Consider the following 24,496-nt stretch of genomic DNA (forward strand, 5'->3'; position numbering starts at 1 on the left):
CGCCATTCACCCAACCCTTTCCGAGGTCGGAGGCTACTTGCGCGAGGCCAGCTCCCGCGCGTGCACGCTGCGTGCGACCTTCGGTCCGAGCCAGCGCTTGAACCTGCGCAGCGCCTCCAGCTGCCCCGCGGCCTTGTCGATCCGGTAGTACAGCTGGGGCGGGACGTAGGGCAGCAGGGGTGAGTGCCGCTGGCCGAGCAGGGCGAACATCTGCTCCGGGGGCAGGTCGATGTAGCGGGGCAGGTTCTCGTACCACTGGGCGCTGTAGCGGGCCGCGCTCTGGACGGAGAGCAGCTCCGACTTGCGCCGGCGCTCGTAGCGGGCGAGTGCCTGCGGAAGCCCGCCGTGCGCGTGCAGGGCGTCGGCCAGCGCGATGGCGTCCTCCAGGGCGAGGGTGGTTCCGGCGCCGACCGAGTAGTGGGTGGTGTGGGCGGCGTCGCCGAGCAGGACGAGGTTGTCGCGGTGCCAGCTGCGGTTGGTGAGGGTGCGGAAGGTCAGCCACTGTGCGCTGCCCGAGCCGGCGGAGCGGCCGATCAGCGGGTGGCCGTCGAGGATGTCGGCGAACAGCTTTTCCAGCAGGGCGAGTCCGTCGGCCTCGTCGGCGCTGTCGAGGCCGAGGCCGGTCCAGGTCCGCGGGGCGCACTCGACGACGACGGTGCTGCGCTCGGGGCTGAAGGCGTAGCCGTAGCACCAGATCCAGCCGTGGTCGGTCTCGACGAAGGCGAAGGTGAAGGCGTCGAAGACCTTGCTCGTGCCGAGCCAGATGTAGCGGTTGCGGCCCTCTTCGGTCTCGGCGCCGAAGTGGTCGGCATGCCCGGAGCGCAGGACGCTGCGCACGCCGTCGCCGGCCACGACGAGGTCGGCCGCCGGGAGGTTCCCGAGGGTGATCTCGTGCTCGAACTCCAGGCGTACGCCCAGGGAGCGGGCCCGTGCGGCGAGGAGCTCCAGCAGGCGGTGGCGGCCGATGCCGAAGCCCTCGTCACTGGCGCGCCGGGTGACCAGGTCGCGCACCCGGGCCTCGCCCTCGCTCCAGGTGACCGAGGCGTCCTCGATCGCGCGGGCCGACTCGGGGTCGTGGACGTGGAGCTTGTCGAGCAGTCCGCGCCAGTAGGTGACGCCCCAGCCGTAGGTGGAGCCCTCCGGGTCGCGCTCGTGGACCGTGATGTCGTGGGACGGGTCCCGCCGTTTCAGCAGGATCGAGAGATACAGGCCGGCGGGCCCGCCGCCGACGCAGGCGACCTTCACACGCACCCCTAGGAATTACCCAAAGCGTTCAATTGGCAACGCAGGGTAGCAGTCGGAGCGGGCAGGCCCGCGCTTCGGATCACGTCACTTTCCGCACGTGAGGCGGGCCACTGCCTGCGGGTTCACCCGCAAAGGATCATCGAATCCGCGGTCCACAGGCGAAGGAATTCCTCCGTCCGGGTTCCAGAAAGCCCTCTCCACAGCAAGATCATCTTTGTTCAACGCTGTACGACATGTTGGGAATTGTCTGGATCGGAGCCAACCGGTCACGAGCGATTTCTCCCGCTCTCGGCACGGCCGATAGGCATGCGGAGTCCGTCAACTCAGGAGGCACACCGCATGCCGGAACTCACCCGCCGTACCGCGCTCACCGCGACGGCCGCCCTCGCCGCAGGGGCGGTCACCGCTCCGCGCGCGTCCGCCGAGGCGCACCACCACGGGTCACCCGGGCCCTTCGACGAGGTCTACCGGGGCCGCCGGATACAGGGCCGGTCCACGGGGGGCCATCACGGCGGCTACCGGGTGACGGTCGACGGCGTGGAACTGCACGTGATGCGCAACGCCGACGGCACCTGGATCAGCGTCGTCAGCCACTACGACCCGGTGCCCACCCCGCGCGCCGCCGCACGGGCCGCCGTGGACGAGCTCCAGGGCGCACAGCTGCTGCCGTTCCCCGCCAACTGACCACCCCGTACGCCTCTTTGGAGCATCCGCACATGACCGTCCGCAAGAACCAGGCAACCCTGACCGCCGACGAGAAGCGGCGGTTCGTCGCCGCCCTCCTGGAGCTGAAGCGCAGCGGCCGCTACGACGCTTTCGTCACCACGCACAACGGCTTCATCATGTCCGACACCGACAACGGCGAGCGCACCGGCCACCGTTCGCCCTCCTTCCTGCCCTGGCACCGCAGATTCCTGCTCGACTTCGAAGGCGCCCTGCAGTCGGTGGACGCCTCGGTGGCGCTCCCCTACTGGGACTGGAGCACCGACCGCTCCCCGCGCGCCGCACTGTGGGGTCCCGACTTCCTCGGCGGCACCGGGCGCAGCCGGGACGGGCGGGTGATGGACGGCCCGTTCGCCGCGGACACCGGCAACTGGCCGATAACCGTGCGGGTCGACGGCCGTACGTACCTGCGGCGCGCGCTCGGGAGCGGCGTACGGGAGTTGCCGACTCCGGGCGAGGTGGACTCTGTGCTGTCCATGGCGACGTACGACATGGCCCCCTGGAACAGCGCCTCGGACGGTTTCCGCAACCACCTGGAGGGCTGGCGCGGGGTCAACCTTCACAACCGGGTCCACGTGTGGGTGGGCGGGCAGATGGCGACCGGGGTCTCCCCCAACGATCCGGTGTTCTGGCTCCACCACGCCTTCGTGGACAAGCTGTGGGCCCGGTGGCAGCGGCGGCATCCGGACTCCCGCTACGTCCCGGCCGCCGGAACGCCCGAGGTCGTCGACCTCGACGACACCATGAGGCCGTGGAACGACGTGCGTCCCGCGGATCTGCTGGATCACACCCGCCACTACACCTTCGACACGGCGTAAGACGTCGTCATGCGGCGGTTTGCCCTCCGGGCCGTGCGGTACCCGCGCCGCACACACCGAGAGGACGAAGGAGGGATTCACCCGTGTCGCAGGTCGAGGAATCCATCGAGGTCGGCGTGCCGGTGCACACCGCCTACAACCAGTGGACGCAGTTCGAGACCTTCCCCGAGTTCATGAGCGGGGTCGAGCGCATCGAACAGCGCACCGACACGCTCACGCACTGGGTGACCAACGTCAACGGCGTGCACAGGGAGTTCGACGCGGAGATCACCGAGCAGATCCCGGACGAGCGGGTCGCGTGGACCACGATCGCCGGCGAGACCAAGCAGGCCGGCGCGGTGACCTTCCACCGGCTCGACGAGAGCCACACCAAGGTGATGCTCCAGATGGACTTCCATCCGGACACCGTCACCGAGAAGGTGGGCGACAAGCTCGGCTTCGTGAAGCGGCAGACCAAGGGCGACCTGGAGCGCTTCAAGACGTTCATCGAGGAGCGCGGTCAGGAGACCGGCGAGTGGCGCGGGGCGGTCATCTGACCGTCGGCGCGCCGACCGGCCACTAACCGGCCGCTTCCGTACGGCACTCCGGGTGTCCCCAGCCCTGGGCGTTCTTCGCGATCGGCTCGCCCGCCGCGTAGGGACGTCCGCACAGACACCGGCCGGGGAACTTGGCCTTGATCGTACGAGAGGACGAACCGGAGGACGAACCACCGCTCCGCTTGGGCGACTTGGCCCGGGCGGGGCGGTCGGCCTTTTTAGGGGTGTCCGGCGACGGCGGCGGCTGGGGGGAACCCAGTTCACTGCTCGCGGGTTCCTGCACGATCGCCGCCTGGCTGGCCGCGCGGTCGGCGAAGTCGTTGAGCGGGTCGCCGTCGACCTGGTGGGCGGGGACGTAACGGAACTCGACCGAACGCCCGTCGAGCAGTTCGTCGATCCGCACGACGAGGTCCTGGTTGGCGACCGGCTTGCCCGCGGAGGTCTTCCAGCCGTTGCGCTTCCAGCCGGGCAGCCAGGTGGTGACGGCCTTCATGGCGTACTGGGAGTCCATCCGGATTTCCAGCGGCACATCCGGGTCGGTCGCGGTGAGCAGCCGTTCCAGCGCGGTGAGTTCGGCGACGTTGTTGGTGGCCCTGCCGAGCGGGCCGGCCTCCCAGCGGTCCGGCGTCTCCGACTCGTCCGCGATGACCCAGGCCCAGGCCGCAGGTCCCGGATTCCCCTTCGAAGCCCCGTCGCACGCGGCCACCAGTCGTTCACGCATGCGCTCGATCATGCCATGCGCGGAGGGACGCCCGTTCACCCCACCGGGACGACCGCGGCCACGACCCTGCGGACCTCCTCGGCCCCGGTCCTCATTCTGCGGTCACGACGTCCTGGACGTGCGTCTTCGCGAGGCCACGGCAGCGGCGCCGGCGTCCGCGGCAGCCGTCCATGAAGTCCTCGATGCCGCCCTCGGCCCCCGAGCGCAGCCGCTCCCGGAAGGCGGTGCGGCCGCGCACCGCGACGTCACCGGCTCCCAGCGGTCGAGGCCGCCCGCGCCAGTCGCCATTTCCATAAACTATGAATATAAAAACGCTATGCTTCGAGCATGAGTCGTCAAGACACCACTCCTGACGCGTCCGCCGCCATCGGGGCGGCCCTCTACGGCCTGGCCACCAGGGCCGCGAGACGCCTGCCCCGGGACATGAGCCTGACGTCCGCCGCCACCCTGGCCACCCTGGACCGGACCGGCCCGCGGCGCATCACCGATCTGGCCGCGGTCGAGGGCGTCACCCAGCCCGCGATGACCGCCCTGGTACGGGTAATGGAGGAGTCCGGCCTGGTCGAGCGGCGGGGCGACGCGTCCGACAGGCGGGTCACGCTGGTGTGCCTGACCGAGGCCGGCGCCTCCTATGTCCGGACGCGGCGCCAGGCGGGCGTCCACGCGTTCGAGCGGTTGATCAACGAGCTCACCGGCGACGAGGTCGAGGCGCTGGCGGCGGCCCTTCCGGCGCTGAAGCATCTGGCAGAGCTCGAGACCAAGGACCGCGAAGGGCCGAAGCGGTGACCGGGCAGCCGGTCGGCGGGGGCGCGGTGAAGGCGTTCCCGGTGGCGCGTTCCGAGGCGCGGCTGCTGGTCCCCGCGCTGATGTTCATCGCTCTGGTCGTGGCGGCGGTCGCCAGCCTCGGGACGCCGCTCATCACCAGCGTGGCGACCTCGTTCCACGTCTCGCTCGGCAGCGCGCAGTGGACGCTGACCATCGCGCTGCTCAGCGGCGCCGTCGCCACGCCGGTCCTGGGCAGGCTCGGAGCCGGCCCGCACCGGCGGACCACGATCCTCGCCACGCTGGCGGTCGTCGTCACCGGCAGCGCGCTCACCGTGCTGCCGCTGCCGTTCGCGTGGCTGCTGGCCGGCAGGGCGGCCCAGGGCGTCGGGCTCGGGCTGACGGCGCTGATGATGGGCGTGGCCCGGGACCACCTCCCCGAGGGGCGCGGCGCGGCCGTGATCGCCCTGATCTCGGTGGTCTCGATCATCGGGGCCGGCGTCGGCTACCCGCTGGCCGCACTGCTCGCCGAGGTCGGCGGGGTACGGGCCGCCTACGGCCTCGGCCTGGTCGTCACCGCCGCCGCCCTCGTGACCGCGTGGCGCTCCATGCCCGAGGCCCCCGACGGCCGCTCCGCCCACGTGGATGTGGCAGGCGCGGTCGTCCTGGCCCTTGCGCTGCCCCTGGTGCTGTTCCTCGCCGGCGAACGGAATCTGTGGAGCCGGCACCTCGCCGTCGCGGCGGGCCTCGCCGCCGTCGCGGTGGTGCTGCTCTGCGCCTGGGCCGTCATCGAGCTGCGCAGCACGACGCCCCTGGTCGATGTGCGGGCGGTGCGGCATCCGGCGGTCGCCGGGGCGAACCTCGCCATGTTCGTCGGCGGGGTCGGCATGTACCTTCTGCTCACGCTCATCACCCGCTACGCGCAGACGCCGCACGGCGCCGGCTACGGCTTCGGGCTGACGACCCTCGTCGCCGGGCTGGTCCTCATCCCGTTCTCGGTGCTGGGGTTCGTCGCCGGCAAGCTCACACCGCGGGTCCGGACGCGGATCGCCGACCCCCTGCTCCTGGCCGGCAGCGCCGTCGTGGTCGGCGGCGGATGCGCCCTGTTCGCGGCGGCCCGGTCGGACCTGGCCGAACTGTTCGCGGCGATGGGCGTGCTCGGCTTCGGCGTCGGCGGCTTCTCGGCCGCGGTGCCCGGCGTCATCCTGGCCGTCACCCCCAAGAGCGAGACGTCGAGCGCCATGAGCTTCAACTATGTCGTCCGCAGCGTCGGGTACTCCCTGGGCAGCGCCCTCGGCGGCCTGATACTCGCCGCGGGCACCGGTCCCGGCCACCTCTTCCCCGACGACAGCGCCTACACCACCGCGGCGCTGGTCGGCATCGGCGCCATGGCGATCACGACGCTGACAAGCCTCGCTCTCGCCGGCCGGCGCTCGTCCGAGGCCAACCCGTAAGTCGGTGCACTCATCCCCACACCGGAGGTTCCATGTCCAAGGGCTACTGAGTCAGCGTCCACCGCACCATTTCAGACCCCGAGAAGCTGGCTGCTTACGACAAGCCGGCCGGTCCGGCCGTCAAGGCCGGGGGCGGTCGGGTCCTCTCCCGTGGCAGTCGGGTCGTGGCGTATGACGCCGGAATCGCCGAGCGCACCGTCCTGATCGAGTTCGACGGCTTCGGGCAGGCCGTCGCGGCGCGCGAGCGTGCGGCAAGGGCGCCCTGCCGGCCCAGGCGGACGACACCGAGGACCTGAGCTAAAGGGGGCTCCGGCCAACGAGCCCGGTGACCACGCCATCGGTCGCTCCCGAGGTGGGCTGACGACGAAGATGCACCTCGCCGCCGACGGCAACCGACGACCTCAGGCCTTCGTACCTACCGGCGGGACAGGCCGGCGATGCGTCCGCCTTCACTGACGCAGTGGCACGACCGCGCATCCCCCGTCGGGTCGGACGTTCCCGGACCCGGCCGGACGTGGTCCTTGCCGACAAGGCGTGGCGTACGCCTCCCGGCCATCCGCGAACACCTGCGACGACGGGGATTCGGGCGGTCATCCCCGTCCCGGCCGACCAGCATGCCCGGCTCCGTCGAGGCAACCACGGCGGCCGGCCACCCGCCTTCGCCCGCGAGTCGTACAGACGGCGCAACACAGTCGAGCGAGCCACACATCAACCGCCTCAAACGGTGGCGCGGCATCGCCGCCCGCTACACGTCGGAGATCTGGGGCATGTCGCCCTGCGTCGTCGTCACGTCGATGACCGAGAAGCTCGCGCCCTGCGGGTCACTGAGGGCGGCGAACCGGCCGAAGGGCGAGTCCATCGGCCCGAAACGCACGACGGCCCCGAGCTTGGTGGCGCGGGCCACGGCGTCGTCGCAGTCGGGGACCGTGAAGTAGACGTTGATGTACGGCGGTACCTCGGGCGGGAAGTCGTCGGTCATCTTCATGCGGCCGAGGACGGTGTTGTCGCCGAGGTTGAACATGCGGAAGTCGATGGCGTCGTCCTGCATCTGCTTGGCGCTGTAGCCGAAGACGGCCGGGAAGAACGCGTCGGACTTCTCGGGTTCGCGGGTGTAGATCTCCGCCCAGCAGAACGCGCCGGGCTGCTCGGGTGGCGCCTCGAAGCCCTCGTGGGTGGCGCCCTGCCACACGCCGAAGGCGACACCGCTCGGGTCGCGCGCCAGGCACATGGTGCCGAAGTCGCCGACCTGCATCGGTTCCATGAGCACCTCGCCGCCGTTGTCCCGGATCTTGCCGGCCGTGGCGGCCGCGTCCGGCGACGCGAGGTACAGGCACCACTGCGACTGAGCCTCCTGACCGGGCATCGGCGGAACGACGGCGGCGACGGCCTTGCCGTCCGCGTAGGCCTGCGTGTAGTTGCCGTACTGCGACGACGCCTCGCCGAAGGTCCAGCCGAGGACATCGCTGTAGAAGCTCTTGGCTCCCTCGACGTCACTGAACATCGCATCGGCCCAGCAGGGGGTTCCCTCAGGTTGTACGGCCATGATCGCGGCCTTTCCCGAATCGGTGGTCGGTCCGTCTCCACACGCTAGTCACGGGCACGCCCGACCGCGCGCCGAACGGACGATTCCACCCCAGGGCGGACAGAACGGATGATCTTCGGGTGAGCCGCCGCTCGGCCTTCGCACCGCAGCCGTACTGGTGAACCACCTGCCTGGAGGAGCGTGGGGGCACTCATGGGGCGCCGACTGCCTCACCGGCGAGGTTTACACCTTCCCGCCCGCGAAGCCGCCCCCTTCACGCCCTGATCGGAGAGCCGGCCCGGCTGCTTGGCTGATGCACGCGCCTGGCCATCCCGCTCACCTCCAGGAGGGAATGTGTCCACACCGGACAGCGCCACCGGTCCCGCCGTCGATGAACCCGATCCCCCGTCCGAAGCCCAGCTCACCAGCCTCAGCACCACGGCCGCCCGCCGGCTCGCCACCACCACCAAGTCCGAACCCCAGATGCAGGCCATCAGCTCCCGCTGGCTGCTGCGCATGCTGCCGTGGGTGGACGTGAAGGGCGGCACCTACCGGGTCAACCGGCGCCTCCAGCTGCGGGTGGGCCGTGGCCGGGTGCAGTTCGAACAGAACGGCGCCGACGACATCAGGGTCATCCCGGGGACCCTCACCGAGCTCCCCGCCCTGCGCGGCTATTCCGACATCGACGTGCTCAAGGAGATCGCGACCCGCTTCCGGGTCCGGGAGATCCGCGCCGGCCAGGTCCTGGTCGAGGCCGGGCAGCCGGTCACGGAGGCCTTCCTCGTGGTGCACGGCCGCTTCACCCGCTTCGCCGAGGGCAAGTACGGCGAGGAGGAGATCGTCGGCGTCGTCACCGACGGCGACCAGATGGGCGACGAGGCCATCGGCCGGCCCGACCCCTTGTGGCTGAGTTCGGTACGGGCGGAGACCGCGGGCGTCGTCCTGGCCCTCCCCTGGTCCGTGGTCACGGAGTTCACCGAGCGGGCGCCCTCCCTCGCGGAACATCTGGAGGCCTACGCGCGCCGGCAGAGCCTGCCGATGAACCGCAAGGGCGAGGCCGACGTGCCCGTCCAGGCGGGCCACATCGGGGAGCCGACCATCAACGGCGGCTACGTCGACTACGAACTCGCGCCGCGTGAGTACGAGTTGTCCCTGACCCAGACCGTGCTGCGGGTCCACACCCGGGTCGCCGACCTCTACAACAACCCGATGGACCAGACCGAGCAGCAACTCCGCCTGACCATCGAGGAGATCCGCGAGCGCCAGGAGTGGGAGCTGGTCAACAACCGGGAGTTCGGGCTGCTGCACAACGCCGACCACGGCCAGCGCGTCAGCACCTTCACCGGGCCGCCGACCCCCGACGACATGGACGAGCTCCTCGCCATGCGCCGCAAGACCAAGCTGTTCCTCGCCCATCCGAAGGCGATCGCGGCCTTCTTCCGGCAGTGCAACCGGCGCGGCCTGGTGCCGGGTACGGCGAACGTCGAGGGACACGAGATCCCCGCCTGGCGAGGGGTGCCGATCTTTCCCTGCAACAAGATCCCGGTCAGCCCGCAGCACACCAGCAGCATCATCGCGCTGCGCACCGGGGAGGGTGACCAGGGCGCCATCGGGCTCTACCAGACCGGCATTCCCGAGGAGTACCAACCGGGCCTGAACGTGCGGTTCATGGGCATCGGCGCCAACTCGATCATCCGCTACCTCGTCACCGCCTACTACTCGATGGCCATCCTCGTGCCGGACGCGGTCGGCATCCTGGAGAACGCCCAGATCGGCCGGACGGCCGAGTGACCGCGACGAACACCCGGTGCCTGCCGGGACCGCCCGACATCGCGGGCAGCCTGCGCACCGGTCGGCGGGGCGGGGCGATCCCCGGTCTGCGACACCGGCAGGTCGCCCCCGCCGACCCGGTGAAGGCCGCGGAGATCGACCGCAGGCTGGAGGCCTGGGCCCGGCGCCTGGATCTGTTCCCCGAGGCGTGGAAGGGGGACTTCTCGGGATTCCAGTTCGGCCGGGCCGTGGTCCTCCAGCACCCCGAGGCCGTCGATCTCGAACGGCTCACGGTGGCCGGCGAGTTGCTGCTCGCCGAGAACGTCGTCGACTCCTGCTACTGCGAGGAGGACGAGGGCCGCGGCGGAGCGCGCCGGGGCCTGGGCGGCCGGCTGATCATGGCGCAGTCCGCGATCGACCCGTACCACGGCACCCCGGAACTGGAGGAGGAGTGGCGCGAGGGCGTGAGGGCCGACGGGCCGCTGCGCTCCTACCACTTCGCGCTCCAGGACTACGCCGTCCTCGCCACCCCGAGCCAGACCGACCGCTTCGTGCACGACATCGCCCGGCTGCACCTGGGCTACCTCGCCGAGGCCGCCTGGGCGGAGACCCGGTACGTGCCGCGGGTCTGGGAGTACCTGGTGATGCGGCAGTTCAACAACTTCCGCCCCTGTCTGTCGATCGTGGACGCCGTGGACGGCTACGAACTGCCCGAGGCGCTCTACGCCCGGCCCGAGATCCAGCGGGTCACGGCACTCGCCTGCAACGCCACCACGATCGTCAACGACCTCTACTCGTTCACCAAGGAACTGGCGAGCGACCCCACCCATCTCAACCTGCCGCAGGTCGTCGCCGCCAACGACAGGTGCGGGCTGAAGGCCGCCTATCTGAAGTCCGTCGAAATCCACAACCGGATCATGGCGGCCTTCGACGAGGAGTCGGCCCAGCTGTCCGCCATCTCGCCGCTCGTGGAGCGCTACACCCGGAGCCTGTCCGACTGGGTCGCCGGGAACCACGAGTGGCACGCCACCAACAGCCACCGCTATCACCTGCCCAACTACTGGTGAAGCGCGCTCGCATGACAGATCGTCACACGCACCAGCACAAGGAGCCACCGTTGACCACCGCCCCCCACACCGGCACCAGGGCAACCCAGGTGCCGACCCAGTCGACGTACCAGAACCGTGTCGCGGACTACTGGAACGCCGAGGAGAACCCGGTCAACCTCGAACTCGGCAAGCTCGACGACCTCTACCACCACCACTACGGCATCGGTGCGGCCGACCGCTCGGTCCTCGACGAACCGGATCCGCTGCGGCGGCGCGAGCGGATCACCGCCGAACTGCACCGCCTCGAACACGCCCAGGCCGAGTTCCTCGCCGCCCGGCTCGGCCCGCTCACGCCCGAGGACCGGGTCTTCGACGCCGGGTGCGGGCGCGGCGGCGGCAGTGTGGTGGCGCATCTCAGCTACGGCTGCCACGCCGACGGGGTCACCATCTCCGAGAAGCAGGCGGAGTTCGCGAACGCGCAGGCCCGCAAGCGGGGCATCGACGACCGGGTGCGCTATCACCACCGCAACATGCTCGACACCGAACTCACCTCGGGCGCGTACGCGGCCTCCTGGAACAACGAGTCGACCATGTACGTCGAGCTGGACCTGCTGTTCGCCGAGCACGCCCGGCTGCTGCGCCGCGGCGGACGCTATGTGGTGATCACCGGCTGCTACAACGACACCTACGGACGGGCCTCCCGCGAGGTCTCGCTCATCAACGCCCACTACATCTGCGACATCCACCCGCGCTCGGAGTACTTCCGGGCGATGGCACGCAACCGGCTGGTGCCGGTGCACGTGGAGGACCTGACCGCGGCGGCCCTGCCCTACTGGGAGCTGCGCAAGGAGGCCGACCATCTGGTGACCGGCATCGAGGAGACGTTTCTGACCGCCTACCGCAACGGCAGTTTCCAGTACCTGCTGATCGCCGCCGACCGCGTGTGAGTCAGACGGGGGCCGGCCCGGTCCACGTGGTCGCCGGGTCGAACACGTCCAGCGTGCCGTGCGCCCTCAGCAGCCGCCGGGTGCCCGGGGTGCACAGCACGGAGAACGTTCCGCCGCCCTCCAGCACTCGGCGGCGCAGGCGCAGCAGCAGGTTCAGGCCGGTGGAGTCGACGAAGGAGACCGGGCGCAGGTCCACGACGTACGCCGGTGGGGCGAGGGCCACGAGGGCCACGAGGGAGTCGAGCCAGCAGCGCAGCTGATGGGCGGTCGCGAGGTCTATCTCACCGTGCAGTTCGGCGAGCACCAGGCCGTCCGTGCCGTGCCTGAGCCCGTGGCCCGCGGGTGGGGGCGGCCAGGACACGGTGATGACGGACCGCAGGTCGTTGTCGCGCACCATGTTCCGTCCCCGCTGTCGTGCCTGTTCCGTCCGCGTCGGGACCTTCGTTCCGGCGCGGACGCGTGCGGCGGTTTCGCGATCCCCGCACCGCACGTGTCCGCGCCGGACCTCCCCCGGGCGGCTCCCCCCTTGAACCGTGGTGCCTACTGTTCTACCTTCGCCACATGGTCTGGGCATCAACGCCCGCTCATCAGCGACACAACGAGCGGGTACCGGGCGGGCCAGGTGATGCGGAATGCGCCCGCACCTCGCCCTGATCGAGGACGAGCCCGACTTCGCACTGATGTGCCGTTCCTATCTGGAGCGGGCCGGATTCACCGTCGCCTGGGCCATGGACGCCCGCGCCGGAAAGTCCGTGCTGTACGAGAGCCGCGTGGACCTGGCGATCCTGGACCTGGGCCTCCCGGACGGCAGCGGCCTCGAACTGCTGCGGGCGCTCAGGTCGACGAGCCGGCTCCCCGTCATCGTGGTCTCCGGCCGCGGCGCGGAGACGGACCGGGTCGCGGGGCTGGAGATCGGCGCGGACGACTACCTCGTCAAGCCGTTCTCCCAGCGCGAGCTCGTGGCCCGTATCCATGCCGTGCTGCGCCGCTCGCAGCCCCCGGACCTGCCGACGACGATCCAGGCCGGCTCGCTGCTCGTCGACACGGCGGCCCGCCGGGTCTCCGTCGACGGAGTGCTGCTGAACCTGCGCCCCAAGGAGTTCGCCCTGCTGGAGATGCTGGCCGCCGCGCCCGGCCGGGTGTTCTCGGCGGACCAGTTGCTGGAGCGGATCTGGGGTTCGTCCTGGCAGCAGCCCGCGACCGTCGTCGAGCATGTGTACCGGCTGCGCGGCAAGCTCGCCGAACTGCCCGCCCCCGCACCGCGGATCGTCACCGTCCGCGGCTACGGCTACCGCCTCGACCCCTGAGACGGGGATCCCCGAGACGGGGATCCCCGAGACTAGGTCCGGCCAGGAGGTCCGCCCATGCCCGACGCCCCGGACTTCCGGCGCCTGTTCGACTCGAACCTGTCCCCGCTGCTCGTCCTCACCACCGACTTCGACATCGTCGAGGTCAACCGCGCCTATCTCACGGCCACGCGCACCGGGCGCGACATCGTGGGGCGGCCGGTCTTCGACGTGTTCCCTGACAACCCCGAGGACCCCTCGGCTGACGGCGTGGCCAATCTGCGCCGCTCGCTGGAGACGGTCGTGGCGAGCGGCCGTACGGACACCATGGCCCTGCAGCGCTACGACATCCCGACGGGCGAGGCGGGCGTCTTCGCCGAGCGGTACTGGAGCCCGGTCAACGCGCCGGTCCTGGGCGACGAGGGGCGGGTGACGCACATCATCCACCGGGTCGAGGACGTCACGGAGTTCGTGCGTCTGCGGCGGGTGGGGCGGGAGCGGCAGCGGGCGGCGGCCGACGCGCAGATGCGCGCGGAGGGCATGGAGGTCGACCTGTTCGTGCGGGCGCGGGAGATCCGCGAGGTGAACGAGCAACTGAGCCGGGCCAACGCCGAGCTGGACGCGGCGGGGCGCCGGCTGCGGGAGGAGCAGCAGGCCAAGGACCGGTTCATCGCCACGCTCTCGCACGAGCTGCGCAACCCCCTCGCGGCCGCGACCGCGGCCACCGAACTGCTCGCCCTGGACATGCCGGAGGGGCATCCGGCGCTGGCCGTCCTGGAGCGGCAGCTGGGCACGCTGGCCCGGATGAGCAACGACCTGCTGGACGGCACCCGCGCGGTGACCGGGCGGCTGGAGCTGGTGCGCGAACCGGTCGATCTGCGTGCGGTGGTCGAGGGGGCCTGCGCGGACATCCGCGGTCTCTTCACGCACGACGGCCGCACACTCGACGTACGGCTGCCCGCCGCGCCCCTCGTCGTGGACGGCGACCGGCTGCGGCTCGCGCAGGTGCTGACGAACCTGCTGTCGAACGCGCTCAAGTACACCCGGCCCGGCGGGCGCACCGAGGTGGAGCTCGCGGCCGGGGACGGTGCGGCGCGGGTGACCGTGAGGGACGACGGCATCGGCTTCGCGCCCGGTCAGGCCGAGGAGCTGTTCGGGGTGTTCATGCGGGCGGCGCCCGCAGGACCCGACACACCGGAGGGCCTGGGGCTGGGGCTCGCCGTCGCGCGCACGATCGCGGAGCTGCACCACGGCCGGGTCGGCGCGCACAGCGCCGGGCCCGGCAAGGGAGCGACGTTCACCGTGGTCCTGCCGACGACCGACTCCACGGCCCCGCCGCGGCCCCGGCGCGCGGCCGTCGGGGCCACGCCCCGCAGGCTGGCCGTCCTGATCGTGGAGGACAACCAGGACCTGGCCGCGACCTACCACACGCTGCTGGAGCGGCAGGGCCACCGGGTGACGACGGTCCACACCGGCACCGCCGCGCTCACCGCGACCGAGACGCACCCCTTCGACGTCGTGCTGTGCGACCTGGGGCTGCCGGACATCAACGGCCACACGGTCGCCCGCCGGGTGCGGGCGCGGCCGGGCGGCGAGCGGCTGCGGCTCATCGCGGTGTCGGGCTTCAGCCAGGGCACCGACCGCGCGCTGTCCCGGGCGGCCGGGTTCGACGCCCATCTGACCAAGCCGCTGCCGCTGACCGAACTGATGGACATCCTGGAGCGCCGGGACGGCGACTGAACCGTGCCGCGCGTCTTCCCCCCTGGGCCCGGCTGTGCTTGCCTGGGGAACCGATTTTCGGCGACCGGGGCGGGAGTCGCGCATGCGGACACCGTGGATCGTGGGGTTGGTGACCGCAGTCCTGCTGCTCGGTGCCTGCAGCGACCCGACGGACGGGCCGGAGACGGCGCCACCGACCCCGGACGTCTCCCGCGCGGCCACCACCCATCAGCGCGCCCAGGCGTCCCCGAGCGCCTCCCCCGCCGTGGTCGCCCCGCGTGTGCTGTATCTCGGCGACTCCCTGGCCACGGAGGCCCAGCAGGTCCTCGGGCAGGAGCTGCGCCGGGATCTGCGGGCGACGTACACGAGCGCGCCGTACTCGGGGACCACGCCGTGCGACTACCTGGAGGGCACCGGGAAGAAGTCGCTGGTGCCCGACCGGGACAAGGCGGCCGCGCTGGTCCGGGCGCTGCACCCGGACTTCGTGGTGCTGCAGTTCTGGGGCAACGCGTGGGGCTACACCTGGTGCATGGACGGGATCACCCATGCCGCCTCGCCGCGGAAGTACTTCAGCAGGTACCGGGCGGACCTGAGGCGGCTGACCGGGCAGATCGCCACGGCGGGCGGTGGGCGTCGGCCGCGGATCGTGTGGGTGGCGCAGGGACCGGACCCGATCACCCCCGACCGGGTCCGCCGCGTGAACGAGCTGTACGAGGAGCAGGCGGCCGCCTCGGACGACGTCGTCGCCGACGCGGGCGCGACGGTGGCACCCGCCGGATCCCGCTACTCCTGGGTGCAGTACCTGCCGTGCACCTCCTACGAGCACGAGCATCCCCGCTACTGCACCCAGCCGGACCGCGACCGCACCGCCCTGCACCTCGACAAGGACTATCTGCACTTCTGTCTGGCGCCCACGACGTCCAGGCCCAGGCCCTGCCCGGTCCGCTCCCCCGGCATCCTGCGGATGGCCCGGGCGATCACACGGGTGATCGGCCGGACGCCCGCCGACTGACGCTCACTCTCCCGCGTACGCCTTCTCCAGGGCGGCGACGTCGAACTTGCTCATCGCCATGAACGCCTTGGTGACGCGGGCCGCCTTCTCCGGGTCCGGGTCGCCCACCATGTCGGTTAGCCCCTCGGGCACGACCTGCCACGACAGCCCGTAACGGTCCTTGAGCCAGCCACAGGGGCCGGGCTCGCCGCCGTTCTCGGTGAGCTTGGTCCAGTAGTAGTCGATCTCCTCCTGGTCCGCGCAGAAGATCTGGAAGGAGACGGCTTCGGTGAACTTGAACTGCGGTCCGCCGTTGAGTGCGACGAAGTGCTGCCCGTTGGCCGTGAAGTCGACCGTCAGGACGGTCCCCGCGGGCTGCATCGCGCCCTCGGGGTAGTGGGTGACCCTCCCGACGGTGGAGTCCTTGAAGACCGAGACGTAGAAGTGCGCCGCCTCCTCGGCCTGGCCGTCGAACCAGAGACACGTGGTGAAAGGCTTGCTCGCCATGGGTTCCTCCCGAAGGGTCGTGGTGCGGTCATCTCTGTGGACCGATCCTCGGCGCGGAACTCATCGGTCGGGCGGCCGGTTAATCCACGTGGCTCATACACCGGTGCGACCTAGCATCCCCGTATGACGTCAACCGACACCATCACCCCGTTCCGTGTCGACATTCCGCAGCACGACCTCGACGACCTCCACGACCGGCTCGACCGCACCCGCTGGCCCGACGACCTCTCGGCCACGGGCTGGGCGTACGGCGTGCCGGCCGGCTATCTGCGCGAGCTGGCGCACCACTGGCGGCACACCTACGACTGGCGCGCGGCCGAGGCGCGGCTCAACGAGTGGCCGCAGTTCACGACCGACATCGACGGGACGACCGTCCACTTCGCCCACGTCCGCTCCCCCGAGCCGGACGCCACCCCGCTGGTCATCACGCACGGCTGGCCGGGTTCGATCGTCGAGTTCCTGGACGTCGTGGGCCCGTTGACCGATCCGGCGGCCCACGGCGGCGACCCGGCCGACGCCTTCCATGTCGTCGTGCCGAGCATTCCCGGGTTCGGACTGTCCGGGCCGCCCGCGGACACGGGCTGGGAGGCGGGCCGGATCGCCGGCGCGTGGGCCGAGCTGATGACGCGGCTCGGCTACGAGCGGTTCGGCGCGCAGGGCGGCGACTGGGGCTCGGCGATCTCCCGGGAGCTGGGCCGCGCCCACCCGGAGCGGATCATCGGCGTCCACCTCAACCTGCTGCCGGGCGCACAGGCGACCCAGGAGCCGACCGGGGAGGAACTGGCCGCGCTCGCGCCCGGGGAGCGGGAGCGCGCCCTGGAGTCGTGGCGCCGCTGGAGCGCCTGGTCGGGCGAGGGCACCGGGTACGCCGTCCTGCACTCCACCCGGCCGCAGACCCTCGCCTACGCCCTCACCGACTCGCCGGTCGGTCAACTCGCCTGGATCGTCGAGAAGTTCCAGGAGTGGACGGACTCCGCCGAGCTGCCCGAGGAGGCCGTGGACCGGGACCGGCTGCTGACCAACGTGATGCTGTACTGGCTGACCGGGACCGCCGGTTCGGCCGCCCGGATCTACTACGAGCGGGCGCACGCCACCGGCGACCGGGCGGCCCGGCCCACCGAACCGTCGACCGCGCCGACCGCCCTCGCCGTCTTCCCCGCGGAGATCCAGATCCCGCTGCGGCACAAGGCGGAACGCACCGAGAACCTCGTGCGCTGGACCGAGTTCGACCGGGGCGGTCACTTCGCGGCGATGGAGGAGCCGGACCTGCTGGTGGACGACGTGCGGGCGTTCTTCAGGCAACTGCGCGAGACGGGCTGAGCACACCCCCGGGACCCGCGCTCTGCCGGTGGCGAATCTGCCACCGGCAGAGAAACCGCTTCGGGGCGTCGTCCGAGGTCAACAGTGGAGCCGACGGCATCCCTACGACCACGAGGACAGCCCATGACTTCCATCCGGGCCGAGGAGGGCGACACCCCTCCCACCCGCTTCGACGACCAACTGGCCGCCCAACTCCTCGCCCAGCGCATCGTGCTGCTGGGCACCCAGGTCGACGAGGTCTCCGCCAACCGGGTCTGCTCCCAGCTGCTGGTCCTGTCCGCGGAGGACCCGCGCACCGACATCAGCCTGTACATCAACAGCCCGGGCGGCTCCGTGTACGCGGGGCTCGCCATCTACGACACGATGCGGCTGATCCCCAACGACGTCTCGACGCTCGCCATGGGTTTCGCGGCGAGCATGGGCCAGTTCCTGCTCTGCGGGGGCGCGCCCGGCAAGCGGTACGCCCTGCCGAACGCGCGGATCATGATGCACCAGGGGTCCGCGGGCATCGGCGGGACCACCGCCGACATCCTGATCCAGGCGGAGAACCTGGACCACAGCAAGCAGACCATGGAGCGCCTCCTCGCCGAGAACACGGGCCAGACGCCGGAGACGATCGCCCGCGACGGCGACCGCGACCGCTGGTTCACGGCCGAGGAGGCCAGGGAGTACGGCATGGTGGACCGGGTCGTGGAGTCCCTCGCGGACGTCCGCCCGGCCGCCTCGAAGCGACGGATGGGGCTGTGACCATGGCGAACTACACGATTCCGTACGTCGTCGAGCGGACCGCGCACGGCGAGCGGTCCTCCGACGTGTTCAGCCGGCTGCTGTCCGAGCGGATCATCTTTCTCGGCACCGAGATCGACGACGGGGTGGCCAACGTCGTGATCGCGCAGCTCCTGCATCTGGAGTCGGCGGCGCCGGAGAACGAGATCTCGATCTACATCAACTCCCCCGGCGGATCGTTCACCTCGCTGATGGCGATCTACGACACGATGACCTACGTGCAGGCGCCGATCTCGACGCTCTGTGTGGGACAGGCCGCGTCCACGGCGGCCGTCCTGCTGGCCGGCGGGGATCCCGGGCGGCGGCTCGTGCTTGAGCACGCGCGTGTGCTGCTCGGCCAGCCCGCCTCCGGCGGCAGCCGCGGCGCCATCTCCGATCTCGCCCTGCAGGCCAAGGAGATGGTCCGCATCCGCTCCCAGGTCGAGGAGGTGCTGGCCCGGCACACCCACCACGACATCGCGACACTGCGCGCGGACATGGACCGCGACAAGGTGTTCACCGCCGAGGAGGCGGTGGAGTACGGACTGGCCGACGAGGTGGTGAGCCGGCGCCTCGTGACGGTCTGAGGCGCCGGCCCCGCGATGTCAGGCCGCCAGGCACATCCCGTCGTACGGCGATCCGGGCATCGCGCGGCGGCTGCGCGCGGAGTGCCGGGTGAGCTCGCCCTGGGCCAGGGAGAGCAGATCGCCGAGGCCGAGGCCCAGGGCGTGGGCGGCGGCCGCGAGGACCTCCGAGGACGCCTCCTTGCGGCCGCGTTCCACCTCCGACAGGTAGGGCATCGAGATCCGGGCCGCGTCGGCCACGTCCTTGAGCGTGCGCTCCTGGGCGAGGCGCTCGCGGCGCAGGACGTCTCCGACGAGGTCGCGCCACAGGGGTTCCCTGGTCTCCCGGGTGGCGGGATCCTTGGGCGGCGCGGTGGCGGGGCGTTCGGACAGCGGGCGGACGGACCCCGGGCGCGCGGACTGCGGGCGCAGGGGGATCACGCGGGCTTGGTTCGGCGCTTCGTTGCTCACCGGATCAGCCTAAATTCCGTGGCCGTCAGGGGAAGGGGTCGGCATTCTGCCCTGGGTGGAATCGACGACGGGAAAGGTGCGGGCCCCGGTGCTGCGCGAGACGTTCAACGAAGCGGCGGAGTTGTACGACAAGGCGCGTCCGGGCTATCCGCCCGCGCTGGTCGCGGAGTTGGCCCGGCTGACGGGCCTTGGCCCGGAGAGCCGGGTCCTGGAGGTGGGTCCGGGGACCGGGCAACTCACCCGCTCCCTGGCCGGGTTCGGCTGTCGCATCACGGCGGTGGAGCTGGGCGACGCGATGGCCGCGGTGGCCCGGCGGCGGCTGGCCCGTTTCCCCCGGGTCGACGTGCAGAACGCCGAGTTCGAGCGCTGGCCGTTGCCGGAGGAGCCGTTCGACCTGGTGGCCTGCGCCACCGCCTTCCACTGGATCGACCCGGCCGTCCGGGTGGAGAAGGCCGCGGACGCGCTCCGCGCCGGGGGCCGGCTCGCTGTCGTGGTCACCCACCATGTGGCGGGGGGCACGACCGACTTCTTCGCCCGGGCCCAGGACTGCTACGAACGCCATGATCCGGCCACACCTCCCGGACTGCGGCTCCGGCCGTCCTCCGAGATCCGCTCGGACACGGAGGAGTTCGAGGACTGTCCGCGCTTCGGTGACGTCACGGTGACCCGTTGCGAGCAGGCCATCACCTACACGGCCGACCAGTACCTCGACGTCCTGCGCACCTATTCGGGCCACCGGGCTCTCGACAGCACGCGCCGCGCGGCCCTGCTGACCTGCGTCCGGGACCTGATCGAGAAGGGCCATGGCGGCAGGATCACCAAGCGCTACCTCCACGAACTGATCGTCGCGACCCGGGTCACTCCCTGAGGACCGGCGATTTCACGCCACCGTCAGATTTCGTGGGCATGGGTTCTCACCGCCCGGGTACGCGCAGGTCGAGGGAGCTGCGGGCATCTGGTCGAGCCGGTGGCCCGGGGACGTGTATCTCGTCGCGTTCCGGGTACACGGCAGGCCACACCTGCAGGACCCAAGACAACCCAGGCCGAAGAGGCAGACGTCGAGCCGTGACTTTCGTGGGAGAGGTAATGCATACCGTCGTCACCGCCGTGAATCGTTCGGAGGCACAGGTCACCGAGCACGCCAGCGGGACCAGGACGGGTGGGACACCCCTGCCGGGAGTCGAGGAACCGCGGTCCGTCGCACCGCGGGACGCACGGGAGCTGTCCCGCCAGTTCTTCAAGCGCCTCACCGAGCTCGAGGAGGGGACGCACGAGTACCAGTACGCGCGCAACACCCTCATCGAGATGAACATGTCGCTCGTACGCTTCGCGGCCGGGAGGTTCCGGGGCCGCGGCGACGACATGGAGGACATCGTCCAGACCGGCATGATCGGCCTGATCAAGGCGATCGACCGGTTCGAGATCTCCCGCGAGGTCGAGTTCACGTCGTTCGCGCTGCCTTACATCGTCGGTGAGATCAAGCGCTTCTTCCGTGACACCACCTGGGCGGTGCACGTCCCGCGGCGTCTTCAGGAGCTGCGCGTCGAGCTGGCCAAGGCGCGTGAGGAACTCGCCAGCCGGCTGGACCGCGACCCGACGGTGGCCGAGCTCGCCACCCTGATGAACATCTCCGAGAACGAGGTGATCGAGGCGCAGATCGCCTCGAACGGCTACAACTCCTCGTCCCTCGACGCCGCCCTGACCGGTGACGGCCCCGAGGGCGGCGAAGCCGTGCTCGCCGACTTCATCGGTGTGGAGGAGGACGGGCTGCGGCTCGTCGAGGACTTCCAGTCACTGGCCCCGCTGATGGCCGAGCTCAGCGACCGCGATCGGCAGATCATCCACATGCGGTTCGTGGAGGAGGCCACGCAGTCGGAGATCGGTGAACGGCTCGGCTGCTCGCAGATGCATGTGTCCCGGCTGATCAAGCGGATCATCACGCGGCTGCGCGAGGGCATGCTGGGCGAGCTGGGCTGCGCCTGACCCACAGGGACAGCGGAAAGTGCGGGTGCCGTCTCCGGACGGCACCCGCTGCGTGATCCGGCGACCTCACCGGACGCCGCCGAAGCGGCTCAGGCGTGCGCTCACTGCTTGTTGCCGCCGAAGCCCAGCACGGCCCGTACCCGCTTGCCCACCGGTACGCGTTCCGCCGCGACCTCCTGCGCCAGGACATGCACGATCTCCAGGCCGTGCCGGCCGATGCGCTGGGGATCCCTCGGGAACCTCCGGGGCAGGGCCGCGCTGCTGTCGTAGACCGTGACGGCGACCGCGACGTCGGTTCCCTCCAGCTCGAGGATGTACGGCCCGTTGCTGTGCCGGTCGGCGTTGGTGACGAGTTCGCTCACCACGAGGAGCACCTCCTCCTCGGCACGGTCCCCGATCTCGGCACACCACTCGGTTCGGAGCCTGCCGAGGAAGTCCGCGGCGAACGACCGCGCCTCGGCGATGTTTCCCGGCTCACCCGTGTAGTGCGCCGCCTGCCGCAGGGGTTCCACGGGCACGTCGAAACCAGTCGATATCACTGCCCCGTCCAGATGATCGATCATGCGTTTCTCTCTCGGATGCCGGACTGGCCGGACGCTGCTGCATCAGTGCTCGTACCCCGAGCCGCGCCACGCAGTCCAGGTGACGCGTCACACCGACCAGGACACCACAGCGCCGGACAGGGGCGCCGACTGATTCGTATCAGAGGTGGTGTCGGAGGTGAGAGGCGGCTCCGGTGCCGAGGAGCTCGGTGTGAGGGTCTCACCTGGGGATTCGCTGCTGGGCGGCGGTGAGGAGGGCGAGCTCGAGGACGGCGAGGACGGGGCGACGAGCGTCGGCGGACACGGACTCGACGATCCGGAGGGGGTGGCTCCGGCCGATGTGGAGACGCAGGACGACGGGGCCGACGGGGTACTCGGTGTTGCCGGCGGCGACACGCTCACCGGCGGGGAGGGCCTGACCGGCGGGTGGGTCTTGTGGTCCTTGCCCCCGGTGTCGCCGCGGTGCCGGGCGATCCAGTCGTGGTGGTCGGGGTCGTAGATCACGAAGATGTTGATCACGGTAGTCGAGGGCGTCACCACGACCACGTTCGAGGGGTTGTACGACGCCCAGGTGTCGCCGGTGCGCTTCGGCGTGTTCTGCTGGGCGATGGGCGGGGTCAGCGGATTGCCGCAGGCGCAGCGCGTGCGGGGCACTCCGCGGTCGTCGACGAGCACGGCCGTACCGGCCTGGAGGACGGCCTGGTAGGTGGTGGCGGCGCCGTCGCGGTAGCCGTGGTTGGTGACGCGGGTGTCCATGCGCAGCTGGACGGGTGTGAGCGAGCGCAGAAAGGCCGGAACCCCGGACGGCGGGACCCCGGCGACCGAGGCGAACACCTTGTTCTTCGCCGGGTCCGCCTGGAGCGCCTTGACCTGCTTCTCGACATCGCAGCTGGAGACGTTGCGGGTGCCGCCGTAGAGACCGGGAGCGGAGCCGTCCACGCCGCGTACGGCGTTCGCGGGCTCGGAGGAGCCCGTCGGGGAGGCGGCGACCGGCGGCAAGGAGCTGTCCTTCGCGGTCGACTCGGTGAAGGGCTCGGGGCCCGTCTTCGCGGCGGCCTGGAGAAAGACCTCGCCGTCACCGCCGGCCGAGCTGGAGCCACCGCCGGAACGGGTGAAGACGACCGCGAGGACCACCGCGGCGACCACCGCGGTGGCGATCAACGCGACCCGGGGCGCGGACCTCCACCAGGGGCGGCCGGGTGGGGGCGCGGGTGCTCCGCCGCTGCTGCCCGGGGGCTGCGAGGGCGGGCCCGAAGGCGGCTGCGAGGGGCCCGACAACGGGCCTGAGGGCGGCCCGGTGGGACGGCCCGACGACGGCGGTTCGACGCTCACGAGTTCTTCTTCCCGACGCGGGACTCCTGCGACGTGCGATCCGATTGCCCCGATTCAGCCGCATTCTTCCGCGACATGTCCATTGTCTGCTCCAGTCCGGTACCGCCCGCAAGCGGACGCGGACGGACCTCCCGGCAGGCGCGCCGCCCCGGGGCTGCTTAGCGTGGCAGGGTGATCCCGCAAACCCGCTCCGACCAGGCAGCCGTCGCTCGCCACGGCTGGCCCCAGGCTGTGGTTACGGTCCTGGTCGCGCTGGTCGCCATGGGGGTGGTGGCCGCGCTCGGGCTGTGGGCTGCGGGCGCGGCCGACCTTCCGGACCACGCGTTCCCCCGGGTCGTCGCGGCGAGCGTCGTCACGGCCGTGGGCGGCACGGTCAAGCTGTCAGGAAGCGCGGGGGGACTCGCCGACAGCAAGGCCGGGCTCACGGTGATCCCCCTCTCCGTCACGCTGACCGGTGCGCTGGTGCTCGGGGCGGGCTTCCTGCGGCCGCTGCGGCACCGGGCCGTCGCCGGCGGCCGGGAACTGGCCGCATGGGCCGCCCGGATCGCCGTCCTGTGGCTGCTCGCGCTCCTCGCCCTGGCCTACGCGGCCCGCCAGACGTTCAAGCTCTCCCTCGGCGACGACACGCTCGGCGACCTGGGCGATGTCTTCGGCGTCTCCCCCGAGGTCGGCTTCACCACGGGCGTGCCGCAGACCGTCCTGTTCGGCATCCTGTGGCTGGCCGGCGTACTGGTGCTGGCCCTGCTGGTCTCGCGCCGGGCTCCCCTGCCGGCGCGACTGCTGCCGCTCCAGGAGTCGGTGCGGCCCGCCGCGCACGCCATGGTCGTGCTGCTGCTCGCGTACGTCGTCCTCGGTGCCCTCGTCGCCCTGGTCGTCGCCGTGACCCGCGGTCATGCGCCCGAGACACTCGCGGTGATCCTGCTGGGCCTGCCGAACCTGGTCTGGCTCGCCCTGACCATCGGCCTCGGCGCCACCTGGAACGGCCGGGTGGAGGGCCCCTTCGGACTGCCCATGCCGCACCTCCTCGACGAGGTCCTGCGCTCCAAGGACACCACCACGCTCAACCTGCACACCCTTGCCGAGCACGACGGCCGGATCTGGTGGCTGGTGGTCGTGGACGCGGTCCTGCTGCTCTCGGTCGCGTTCCTGATGGCGGCCCGCTCCCCCGCCCGCGTCCGCGCCTGGCAGCACGCCGTGCGCCTGGCGGTCGCGCTCGCCCTGACGGTCCTCATGATCTGCCTCATGGGCCGGATCTCCGCCCACTACGGTCTGTCGGTCCTCGGCATCGGCGACCTCGGCGGCGGTCTGCGCGGTGAGCTGTTCCTCGACCCGGAGCTGTGGCCCGCGGTGGGCCTCGGCGCGCTGTGGGGCCTGGTCGCCGGTTTCCTGGGTGCGCTGTCGGCGCGGCCGGTGCGGCGCAAAAGGGAGATCAAACCGGCTGAGGTGTGACGCGGGGCGTGACAGGGTGCG

General features: G+C 71.1%; 27 protein-coding genes and 1 pseudogene. 19 read left to right on the top strand and 9 right to left on the bottom strand.

The window, feature by feature from the left end; genetic code table 11:
* Nucleotides 1–33: 33 nt before the first annotated feature.
* Entirely contained in the window at nucleotides 34–1,245 is a 1,212-nt protein-coding gene (locus RKD20_RS03495) for an FAD-dependent monooxygenase (protein WP_424876335.1), read from the bottom strand.
* A 339-nt stretch (nucleotides 1,246–1,584) separates the two neighbouring features.
* Between RKD20_RS03495 and melC1 the strand changes: the two genes are divergently transcribed.
* The 3 genes from melC1 to RKD20_RS03510 all read left to right on the top strand — a co-directional run bounded on the left by melC1 (nucleotide 1,585) and on the right by RKD20_RS03510 (nucleotide 3,322).
* Nucleotides 1,585–1,929, top strand: coding sequence for an apotyrosinase chaperone MelC1 (gene melC1, locus RKD20_RS03500; RefSeq protein WP_424876336.1), 345 nt, complete (start codon nucleotides 1,585–1,587; stop codon nucleotides 1,927–1,929).
* 32 nt (nucleotides 1,930–1,961) lie between these two features.
* Complete coding sequence (melC2, locus tag RKD20_RS03505; RefSeq protein ID WP_424876337.1) at nucleotides 1,962–2,786, top strand: tyrosinase MelC2; 825 nt, start codon at nucleotides 1,962–1,964, stop codon at nucleotides 2,784–2,786.
* Nucleotides 2,787–2,869: 83 nt separating this feature from the next.
* Nucleotides 2,870–3,322, top strand: coding sequence for an SRPBCC family protein (locus RKD20_RS03510; protein ID WP_424876338.1), 453 nt, complete (start codon nucleotides 2,870–2,872; stop codon nucleotides 3,320–3,322).
* A gap of 22 nt (nucleotides 3,323–3,344) precedes the next feature.
* Here the strand turns inward: RKD20_RS03510 and RKD20_RS03515 are convergent, their stop codons facing one another.
* Together RKD20_RS03515 and RKD20_RS03520 are read right to left on the bottom strand one after the other, a co-directional pair.
* Entirely contained in the window at nucleotides 3,345–4,055 is a 711-nt protein-coding gene (locus RKD20_RS03515) for a ribonuclease H family protein (protein ID WP_424876339.1), read from the bottom strand.
* Between the two features lie 79 nt (nucleotides 4,056–4,134).
* The gene (locus RKD20_RS03520; RefSeq protein WP_424876340.1) at nucleotides 4,135–4,281 is read right to left on the bottom strand and encodes a hypothetical protein; all 147 of its coding nucleotides are present in this window, start codon (nucleotides 4,279–4,281) and stop codon (nucleotides 4,135–4,137) included.
* Between the two features lie 185 nt (nucleotides 4,282–4,466).
* Here RKD20_RS03520 and RKD20_RS03525 point away from each other — a divergent pair, with 185 nt between their 5' ends.
* The 4 genes and pseudogenes from RKD20_RS03525 to RKD20_RS03540 form a co-directional block, all read left to right on the top strand.
* Nucleotides 4,467–4,829, top strand: a complete 363-nt coding sequence (locus tag RKD20_RS03525; RefSeq protein WP_424883135.1) for a MarR family winged helix-turn-helix transcriptional regulator — start codon at nucleotides 4,467–4,469, stop codon at nucleotides 4,827–4,829.
* Entirely contained in the window at nucleotides 4,826–6,259 is a 1,434-nt protein-coding gene (locus tag RKD20_RS03530; RefSeq protein WP_424876341.1) for an MFS transporter, read from the top strand. Before RKD20_RS03525 ends, RKD20_RS03530 begins: the two co-directional genes overlap by 4 nt.
* Nucleotides 6,260–6,327: 68 nt before the next feature.
* Complete coding sequence (locus RKD20_RS03535) at nucleotides 6,328–6,555, top strand: DUF1330 domain-containing protein (protein WP_424883136.1); 228 nt, start codon at nucleotides 6,328–6,330, stop codon at nucleotides 6,553–6,555.
* Between the two features lie 22 nt (nucleotides 6,556–6,577).
* Nucleotides 6,578–7,005, top strand: a pseudogene (locus tag RKD20_RS03540) (IS5/IS1182 family transposase); the annotation flags it as partial.
* Here the strand turns inward: RKD20_RS03540 and RKD20_RS03545 are convergent.
* On the bottom strand, nucleotides 7,005–7,802 hold the full coding sequence (locus tag RKD20_RS03545) for a VOC family protein (RefSeq protein WP_424876342.1): 798 nt from the start codon (nucleotides 7,800–7,802) through the stop codon (nucleotides 7,005–7,007). The pseudogene RKD20_RS03540 and the gene RKD20_RS03545 overlap by 1 nt on opposite strands.
* Nucleotides 7,803–8,135: 333 nt before the next feature.
* Here RKD20_RS03545 and RKD20_RS03550 point away from each other — a divergent pair, with 333 nt between their 5' ends.
* Genes RKD20_RS03550 through RKD20_RS03560 form a run of 3 tightly spaced genes read left to right on the top strand, consistent with a single transcriptional unit; the run spans nucleotide 8,136 to nucleotide 11,547 of the window.
* Nucleotides 8,136–9,572: a family 2B encapsulin nanocompartment shell protein gene (locus RKD20_RS03550; RefSeq protein WP_424876343.1), complete on the top strand. Its 1,437-nt coding sequence runs from the start codon at nucleotides 8,136–8,138 to the stop codon at nucleotides 9,570–9,572.
* The gene (locus RKD20_RS03555; protein WP_424876344.1) at nucleotides 9,569–10,618 is read left to right on the top strand and encodes a family 2 encapsulin nanocompartment cargo protein terpene cyclase; all 1,050 of its coding nucleotides are present in this window, start codon (nucleotides 9,569–9,571) and stop codon (nucleotides 10,616–10,618) included. Before RKD20_RS03550 ends, RKD20_RS03555 begins: the two co-directional genes overlap by 4 nt.
* A gap of 50 nt (nucleotides 10,619–10,668) precedes the next feature.
* Nucleotides 10,669–11,547 carry a geranyl diphosphate 2-C-methyltransferase gene (locus tag RKD20_RS03560; protein WP_424876345.1) on the top strand — a complete coding sequence of 293 codons (879 nt, stop codon included), beginning with the start codon at nucleotides 10,669–10,671 and terminating at the stop codon, nucleotides 11,545–11,547.
* Between the two features lies 1 nt (nucleotide 11,548).
* On the opposite strand, the gene RKD20_RS03565 is transcribed toward RKD20_RS03560, so the two are convergent.
* A complete protein-coding gene (locus RKD20_RS03565) occupies nucleotides 11,549–11,944 on the bottom strand; it encodes an STAS domain-containing protein (protein WP_424876346.1) in 396 nt (131 codons plus the stop codon).
* A gap of 235 nt (nucleotides 11,945–12,179) precedes the next feature.
* Here RKD20_RS03565 and RKD20_RS03570 point away from each other — a divergent pair, with 235 nt between their 5' ends.
* The 3 genes from RKD20_RS03570 to RKD20_RS03580 all read left to right on the top strand — a co-directional run bounded on the left by RKD20_RS03570 (nucleotide 12,180) and on the right by RKD20_RS03580 (nucleotide 15,564).
* Nucleotides 12,180–12,854, top strand: a complete 675-nt coding sequence (locus tag RKD20_RS03570) for a response regulator transcription factor (RefSeq protein ID WP_424876347.1) — start codon at nucleotides 12,180–12,182, stop codon at nucleotides 12,852–12,854.
* 57 nt (nucleotides 12,855–12,911) lie between these two features.
* A complete protein-coding gene (locus tag RKD20_RS03575; RefSeq protein ID WP_424876348.1) occupies nucleotides 12,912–14,573 on the top strand; it encodes an ATP-binding protein in 1,662 nt (553 codons plus the stop codon).
* 82 nt (nucleotides 14,574–14,655) lie between these two features.
* Nucleotides 14,656–15,564: an SGNH/GDSL hydrolase family protein gene (locus RKD20_RS03580; protein ID WP_424876349.1), complete on the top strand. Its 909-nt coding sequence runs from the start codon at nucleotides 14,656–14,658 to the stop codon at nucleotides 15,562–15,564.
* A 3-nt stretch (nucleotides 15,565–15,567) separates the two neighbouring features.
* Here the strand turns inward: RKD20_RS03580 and RKD20_RS03585 are convergent, their stop codons facing one another.
* Complete coding sequence (locus tag RKD20_RS03585; RefSeq protein WP_424876350.1) at nucleotides 15,568–16,050, bottom strand: VOC family protein; 483 nt, start codon at nucleotides 16,048–16,050, stop codon at nucleotides 15,568–15,570.
* Nucleotides 16,051–16,173: 123 nt separating this feature from the next.
* On the opposite strand from RKD20_RS03585, the gene RKD20_RS03590 reads away from it, so the two are divergent.
* The 3 genes from RKD20_RS03590 to RKD20_RS03600 all read left to right on the top strand — a co-directional run bounded on the left by RKD20_RS03590 (nucleotide 16,174) and on the right by RKD20_RS03600 (nucleotide 18,722).
* Nucleotides 16,174–17,370 (top strand): epoxide hydrolase family protein, encoded by a 1,197-nt coding sequence (locus RKD20_RS03590; RefSeq protein ID WP_424876351.1) that lies wholly within the window; start codon nucleotides 16,174–16,176, stop codon nucleotides 17,368–17,370.
* 123 nt (nucleotides 17,371–17,493) lie between these two features.
* Nucleotides 17,494–18,117 carry a ClpP family protease gene (locus RKD20_RS03595; RefSeq protein WP_424876352.1) on the top strand — a complete coding sequence of 208 codons (624 nt, stop codon included), beginning with the start codon at nucleotides 17,494–17,496 and terminating at the stop codon, nucleotides 18,115–18,117.
* Between the two features lie 2 nt (nucleotides 18,118–18,119).
* Nucleotides 18,120–18,722, top strand: a complete 603-nt coding sequence (locus RKD20_RS03600) for a ClpP family protease (RefSeq protein WP_020117991.1) — start codon at nucleotides 18,120–18,122, stop codon at nucleotides 18,720–18,722.
* A gap of 18 nt (nucleotides 18,723–18,740) precedes the next feature.
* Here the strand turns inward: RKD20_RS03600 and RKD20_RS03605 are convergent, their stop codons facing one another.
* Complete coding sequence (locus RKD20_RS03605; protein ID WP_424876353.1) at nucleotides 18,741–19,169, bottom strand: helix-turn-helix domain-containing protein; 429 nt, start codon at nucleotides 19,167–19,169, stop codon at nucleotides 18,741–18,743.
* Between the two features lie 46 nt (nucleotides 19,170–19,215).
* On the opposite strand from RKD20_RS03605, the gene RKD20_RS03610 reads away from it, so the two are divergent.
* On the top strand, nucleotides 19,216–20,037 hold the full coding sequence (locus RKD20_RS03610) for a class I SAM-dependent methyltransferase (RefSeq protein ID WP_424883137.1): 822 nt from the start codon (nucleotides 19,216–19,218) through the stop codon (nucleotides 20,035–20,037).
* Between the two features lie 218 nt (nucleotides 20,038–20,255).
* Nucleotides 20,256–21,152, top strand: coding sequence for an RNA polymerase sigma factor SigF (locus RKD20_RS03615; RefSeq protein ID WP_391173274.1), 897 nt, complete (start codon nucleotides 20,256–20,258; stop codon nucleotides 21,150–21,152).
* A gap of 101 nt (nucleotides 21,153–21,253) precedes the next feature.
* Here RKD20_RS03615 and RKD20_RS03620 read toward each other — a convergent pair whose 3' ends face one another.
* A complete protein-coding gene (locus tag RKD20_RS03620) occupies nucleotides 21,254–21,715 on the bottom strand; it encodes an ATP-binding protein (protein WP_424876354.1) in 462 nt (153 codons plus the stop codon).
* A gap of 87 nt (nucleotides 21,716–21,802) precedes the next feature.
* Nucleotides 21,803–23,026: a DUF6777 domain-containing protein gene (locus RKD20_RS03625; protein ID WP_424876355.1), complete on the bottom strand. Its 1,224-nt coding sequence runs from the start codon at nucleotides 23,024–23,026 to the stop codon at nucleotides 21,803–21,805.
* A 171-nt stretch (nucleotides 23,027–23,197) separates the two neighbouring features.
* On the opposite strand from RKD20_RS03625, the gene RKD20_RS03630 reads away from it, so the two are divergent.
* Nucleotides 23,198–24,475 (top strand): streptophobe family protein, encoded by a 1,278-nt coding sequence (locus RKD20_RS03630; RefSeq protein ID WP_424876356.1) that lies wholly within the window; start codon nucleotides 23,198–23,200, stop codon nucleotides 24,473–24,475.
* Nucleotides 24,476–24,496 lie beyond the last annotated feature (21 nt).

It is taken from the genome of Streptomyces sp. SLBN-8D4, assembly GCF_049739545.1.
Lineage (GTDB): Bacteria > Actinomycetota > Actinomycetes > Streptomycetales > Streptomycetaceae > Streptomyces > Streptomyces canus_C.